3 protein-coding genes are annotated in these 6,474 nt (G+C 49.4%); 2 read left to right on the top strand and 1 reads right to left on the bottom strand.

Translation table 11 applies throughout. From position 1 onward, the window contains the following. Positions 1 to 207: 207 nt before the first annotated feature. Positions 208 to 1,341, bottom strand: a complete 1,134-nt coding sequence (locus AB7U36_RS16110) for a helix-turn-helix domain-containing protein (RefSeq protein ID WP_428160727.1) — start codon at positions 1,339 to 1,341, stop codon at positions 208 to 210. Positions 1,342 to 1,554: 213 nt separating this feature from the next. Between AB7U36_RS16110 and AB7U36_RS16115 the strand changes: the two genes are divergently transcribed. Beyond that, positions 1,555 to 5,346, top strand: coding sequence for a translocation/assembly module TamB domain-containing protein (locus AB7U36_RS16115; protein ID WP_428160728.1), 3,792 nt, complete (start codon positions 1,555 to 1,557; stop codon positions 5,344 to 5,346). Between the two features lie 2 nt (positions 5,347 to 5,348). Next, the coding region (locus AB7U36_RS16120; protein WP_428160729.1) for a POTRA domain-containing protein at positions 5,349 to 6,474 on the top strand (1,126 nt) is incomplete at its 3' end.

The following is a 6,474-nucleotide window of genomic DNA, read 5'->3' on the forward strand; positions in this document are numbered from 1 at the left end:
ATATTTGCCACACCCGTTAGATGTTCGTATACCATTTGTATCTCATCATCCTGGCTACGGTGATGGGCAACAAAGTTACTTTTCATGGCTAACCTTTATTTTTTGTATTTATTTACTGTTTCAAGAAATAACCTGTTTAAAGTTTCTACGGGATACCTCTTATTTGTTCTTTTAGATGCGTTTGCGCATATGTTAACCTTTTGAAGGTTATATTTTCACAAGTTTGTGCTCCTCAACCATGGCATAAATTTCTTTTATCTCTTGCCCGGCGGTTTCATTTCTTTCTGCTGTCAGCAGAAGATCAAAAAAACGCCCATTGGCGTTCAGTATCCGGCGGGAATCATCAGGTTCGCCAAAACCGGTTTGTTTGTAGTGGGTTTTTATTTTCTGTATGCAGGTGATACTTGAGTCTTCAGTGATCAGGTTTAGCTCCTTGAGCCGGTAGACAAAGGCTTCCGTGGAGATGCCGAACCTGTGTTTGATGCGCAGGACAAGATCCCAGGTCCAAGTGTCAGGGGTGATGCCAAGCTGGCCCACGGTGGTCCGTACTGCGGTGTCAGGCATGAGAAATGTGGCGGCGAAATGTTTGGCAGCCCGTTTGGGATTGATGGGCCTGGGTCCGGATGCCGGGTCGGTTTTCGGAAAAAGTATGTCTTTTCGAATTTTTATTTGATTGAAGATCAGGATTTTGCCCAGTTCGGTGGCAAGGCAAAAAAGCTGCTTTTCCGGATTTTTTCTTGAATTGATGAAAAAAAAGGCGTTCTGATGAACAGGTTCAAAAAAAGAGAGTCCGTCAAAATCGTCTGCAGATTTCATGAAAGGAAATAAAAGGACCCGTAAACCGAAATTTTCAAAAAGTTCAAGATAATCGAATATCACGACATCCCCCGTGCCCATGGCGGCTCTGATCCTGGCTGCAAGCTGTTCCATACCGGCGTAGTCCGGTTCAAAGGGAATGGATAATGGCAGCAGGGCGTGTTTCTGGACACCGAGGATGTCTTCAAGGGTATGGAAGGCTGACATCAGTTTTCTGCAGGCAGAGAGCAATGCCTTTGGGGGAACTGCTGCATCAGGTTCAATGGCCACATGGGCTGTGTCTGTTTCTGCGGCTGCAGCCCTGGCCTGGGATGGGTCCGGGGAAAACAGGGCGTCGGTGGGAATATCCAGTGCCCGGGCCAGATTATAAATCACCGTGGCTGATGGCAGATTGCCGCCTCGCTCAATGCGGCCCAGCGGTCCTTCCTGAATCCCGATTTTTGACGCCAGTTGTGCCAGGGTCCAGTTGCGTGAGCGGCGGAACGCGCGGATATTATTCCCGATGAATTTTAGGTCGTTAGACATAAAGTTATAGAAACCATATCATTATTTTTGTGTCAATAATAAAATGCAATTATTATAAAGAAGGATATTTACGTAATATTTATTGGGGTTTTGAAAGCATGTCCGGTTCCGGGTGTTTTTTTCAGATCAGCGAAGGTGTCTGCCTTGACATGGCCGGACTCATGGCCTAATATTTGATAATATTTAGATAACCCTCTAACCCGCATCGGCAATATGGCAGCCCCTACAGAGTTGCAAAACCTTTCTGTGGCCCCTCGCAAATCCGGTAAATCTCTTAAAAGACACTGGTTCCGGGTCATTTTTTTAACATGTTTACTGGGCGTTTGCCTTGTGGCCGGACTGGTTGTGGCCGGTCTTTTTTTTATTGAGACCAGGCCTGCCCAGGCCCTTATCCAAAAGCAGATCAACAAGGTGATTCCCGGCACCCTGTCATGGGATCAGTTCGCCTTAAGTCTTAGACAGGGCAAAGTTCAGATTTCCGGAATTCACCTTAAAGGTGTTTCCGGCAAAGAACTGGCTGGCATCTCTTTGGTAGAGGCCAAGATTGACTGGTCTGCTTTGACCCGGCAGAAAATTGAACTGACCCGAATCCTGATTGACCAGCCTGTCCTTGATATCAGCATGTCGGAGCAGGGGGATATTGATATTTTATCAGCCCTGGTTTCTGATACCCGGTCCCCATCAGATACCAACGCTTTGGAACCTGCCCAATCCACAGGGTTTGATTTCCGGGTCCGTGAATTCAAGGTGAACAAGGCCCATATAAAAGTAACAGCCCCGCAATTCAATATAGATCTTCCGGATTTGTCCGTTGGGGCAACAGGGTTTAAGCTGGCAGACCTTTGTGCGTCGGCTAAAATGGCCCTGGCCGGAGGGCATCTGGGTTTTGGGGACATGGCGTTTTCCCTTGAATCCTTTGATATCCAGGCCCGTATTGACAAGGACAAAATTTCAGATATCAATATCAATGCCAGGATGCCGGGTATCGGATTCAACGCCAAAGGGTCTGTTGCAGGACTTTCGGGGACTATAACGCCGGATATCGCTGCCACCCTTGATATTGAAGCACCCTTGGCCACAAAGTCCCTGGGCCTGCCAGAGGATCTGGTCCAGGGAAAAGGCCGGGTCAATCTGACCATTAAAGGCGGTATTGACAATCCCGTTGCCGGGGTTCAGTTTGAATTTGGCCAGGGCAGTATAAATAAAATCTCAGTATCAGGCATAACTCTTTATGCCGGGCTTAAGGGCCGGCATCTGACGTTTAAAGAGAGCCGGATAGATCTGCCGGCCGGAACCATTCCTTTCAGCGGCGATGTGGATCTGTCAAAAACCTTTCCAAAGGGATTTACCAGTCCCATGGCCGGTTTGGATACCCTGGCCTATAACTTTTTTCTTAATCCGGACAGCCTGTCCCTGAAAGCCCTTGAATTGGGAGAAAATATCCCAAGGGGCAAGGTTTCCGCCCGGGTCCGGGTCCAGGGCCAGGGCGTCGTGCCCGGACAGATGTCTGCCCGGGCAGACCTGGATGTTACGGCCCATGATCTGATCCTGCCCCGGATGTCCGGACCGGCAAAGGTGCAGTTCAAGGCTGGTGCTGAACTGGAAAAAAAGCATCTGACGCTCACCAGTCTGACCCTGGACGGACCCGGCATGACCGGTACAGGCGCTTTTCGGCTGGATATGCCGGGGTTTGATCCCCGGACCATGACAATGATCGGAAATCTGGATCTGGATGTGGCAGATATGTCAGTGCCCCTCGGACTTGCGGGCCAAAAGGCTTCGGGCAGTGCCGGTGTCCATGCGTCTGTTAAGGGGGCATTCACAGCACCGGATCTGACTCTGGATATCAATGCCGGCAATCTTGCTTTAAACGGGTTCCAGGCCGATGAGGTGCTTTGCAAGGCCCGGATGGACAAGGGGCTGCTCCAGGTTCAGGAGCTGACTCTTAAACGCAACCAGGGAGCGCTTAATGCCGGAGGAACCCTGGCCCTGGGCGGGAAAAAGGGGAAGGATCATGCCCTTGATATATCAGTGGATTTTAATCAGCTTGAACTGGGCGAACTGGCCCCGGACCTGGGTGCCAGGGGGGCTTTTTCCGGTAAAGTGACCGGAACCGGGTCCCTGGAGAAGCCGAAGATCATGGTGTTGCTTTCAGGCCAGAATCCGGGCTTTGAAACCTATGCCCTGGGCAGCATCCAGGCACAGTTTAAGTTTGCCAACAATATTCTGACCTTTGAACAGGCACGCATCCAAAAGAATAATACGCACCTGGATATTACCGGGCAGATCAATGTGGCGGACAAGACCCTTGATATCCGGGCCATGATCCCGGAAACCGACCTTAAGGGTATTGATTCGGCTGCTGATGCAGCCTTTGCCTCGGGCAGGCTGGGTCTGGATATTTCCGCCAGGGGCAGTCTGCTTGCCCCGGATATTTCAGGGCGCATTGAAGTCATGGATTTGCGCCTTCCCAATGCCCCGGACATGGCGGCTGATGCCAGTGCAGCCATAGAGGTGCACGGGCCTTTGGACGACCCTGAAGCATTGCAGGCTTCTGTTCATATCTCCCGGCTGGCATTGACCAAACAGGAACAGATGTTGATCCGCATTGAAAATGCCTCAGCCCTGCTCAAAGACGGCTGGTTCACGCTTGATCCGGTGCCGGTCCGGATCATGGACAAGGGACAGCTTACCCTGTCGGCCAACGGCGATATTAAGGGTGATCTGACAGCCGATGCCTTGGGCAGCCTTCCAGGGTCCATGCTGGTTCCCCTGGCAGACGGGATAAATTCCGCAGAAGGGGATATTCTGATCTCGTTGCATGCCGAGGGAAAAGCTGCCTCTCCTGATTTCGGGGGCAGTGTTGAATTTTCAAACATGACCCTGGACCTGGAGGCTTTGAACGAGCCTTTGCAGAAAATCTGCGGCCGCATTGTACTGACCCCCGAGGCCATTGACATCCGGGATGTTACAGCCAATCTCGGTGATGGTAAAATAACGCTGACCGGAAAGGCCGGACTGAAAAACGGCATGCCGGATATGTTTAAACTGAACCTTGACGCCGGCCAGGTGCCTGTGGATATACCCAATACCCTGGATATGACGTTGAACAGTCAGCTGACCTGGGTTGGTACCATGAATAAATCAGAGATCACCGGCCAGATAGATATCTTAGACGGCACTTATTCCAAGGATGTGGATTTAAGTCTGATGAGCATAGCGGCTCAGACGACCCAGAAATCACGTCCTAAAGTACGGGAATACGGACCACCGTTTTTAAAAACCATTGGGCTCAATATTTATGTCACCTGCAGGGAAGCCATTGTCGTGGATAACAACCTGGCGTCCATGCGCATCAGTCCCAATATCAGTATCAAGGGAACCGCGTATGCCCCGTCCCTGGATGGCCGGGCCGTGGTGGATGAGGGTACGATTAATTTTCAGAAAGCTCAATTTGAAATCACCGAAGGGTCCATTGATTTTATCAATCCGTATAAAATCGAACCCGAGATTACCCTGACCGGTGAAACTACGATTTCATCCTATACCATTACCCTGTCTGTGACCGGCGCGCCGGATGACCTGGCCCTTGAATTCTCTTCAGATCTTGCTGCTACGGATGCTGATATTCTTTCCCTGATTGCATTTGGCAAAACCACGGATGAAATGGGCTCCGGGGACAGTTACGGGGATTCGATGTCAGCAACGGCCATTGCCAAGATGATGGTAGATTCTTTAAGTAAAAAAATTAAGGAGACCACGGGGTTAAGCGACGTCAGTATCAGTATGGATCATCAGAGTGGCGAAACCGGTGTAAATGTCAGTTTAGGCGCAGATCTTTCCCGCCAGCTCAGTGTCTCCTACGGCATAGATATCAGTGACGGAGAGACTGTGCAGACGGTTACTACCTACTACAAGCTTCTGGAACATCTTCTGCTAAGCAGTTTTCGGGACACCAGCGGTAAGTTGGGCGGCGAACTTAAATACAGGCTGGAGTTTAGATAAAGATGCGATTTTATATTTTTGTTGTTTTTGTAGTCTGTGTTCTTCTGGATGTTGCTGCGCCTGTGTCTGCGGCAGATGCCGGCAAGGTGGCAGATATCAATATCATAGTTAACTGTCCTTCTGAAGAGCAGGCGCTCTGGCACTCCATTGCCTCAAGTTTTATCCCCGTAAAAGTGGGGGATGAGTATTCCATCGACGTCATGATTACTGCTGTCAAGGCATTGACACAGGCCCAGCTTTTTGAATTCATCCATGTGCCGGATCCTGAAAAGACAGAACGCGGTATGGTGCTCTCCTTTGAAGTGACCCCGTTTTGCAGGGTACAGGAGATTCATATTAAAAACGCGTTTCCCGTGTTTGAGCAGGAAGTACTGAACGCAATGACCATCAAGGCCGGGGGCGTTTATCAGGAACAGAAAATGGCAGACCAGGCCCAGCAGGTGGAAAAACTTTTCAAGAACCAGGGGTTTTATGCGCCAAAGGTTAATGTATCTGTTGTGAAACAGGGAAATTACTGCGTTATTGAGGTGGATATTGACAAGGGCCCTTTTCACAATATCCGCAAAGTTGAGTTCAAAGGCAATGATCATACGGGCCAGGGTCGTCTTAAATTTGTGACCCGGACCTGGCGGACATCCCTTTTGCCGTGGCATGGCAACCGGGTTACAGACAAAGAGTTGAAGAATGATATCAAGAAAATCACGCAATTTTACCGGGGAAAAGGGTATGCAGATGTTCAGGTGGCAGCAAAAACGGTGCCGGTTAAAGGCAGTGACGCTGTGGATGTCATTTTCACAATTGATGAAGGCCCGCTGTACAACATTGATATTCGAGGCAATGAGGTGCTGTACAAATGGGCTTTGAAAAAAGAACTTTTGCTCAAAGAGGACGGGAATAAAAATAATTTTTCCCTGAAAAAAAGCATGCGCAATATCAGAAAACGGTATGAGGCGAAAGGTTTTCCCGATGTAAAAGTTAAAGATGAAAATAAAGATGGGAAAGATGATACCCAAAGCCCGGGTGTGCGGCAGGTCAATATCATTATAAACGAAGGGGTGAAATACAGAGTGTCTGAACTTAAAATCATTGGTGCAGACACCCTGGCTTTAAAGGCGCTTAAAAAGAATA

Source organism: Desulfobacter sp., assembly GCF_050177295.1.

Coding starts and splice junctions, on each gene's coding strand:
- AB7U36_RS16110 (WP_428160727.1), bottom strand. CDS start 1,341: ATGTCTAACGACCTAAAATTCATCGGGAATAATATCCGCGCGTTCCGC.
- AB7U36_RS16115 (WP_428160728.1), top strand. CDS start 1,555: ATGGCAGCCCCTACAGAGTTGCAAAACCTTTCTGTGGCCCCTCGCAAA.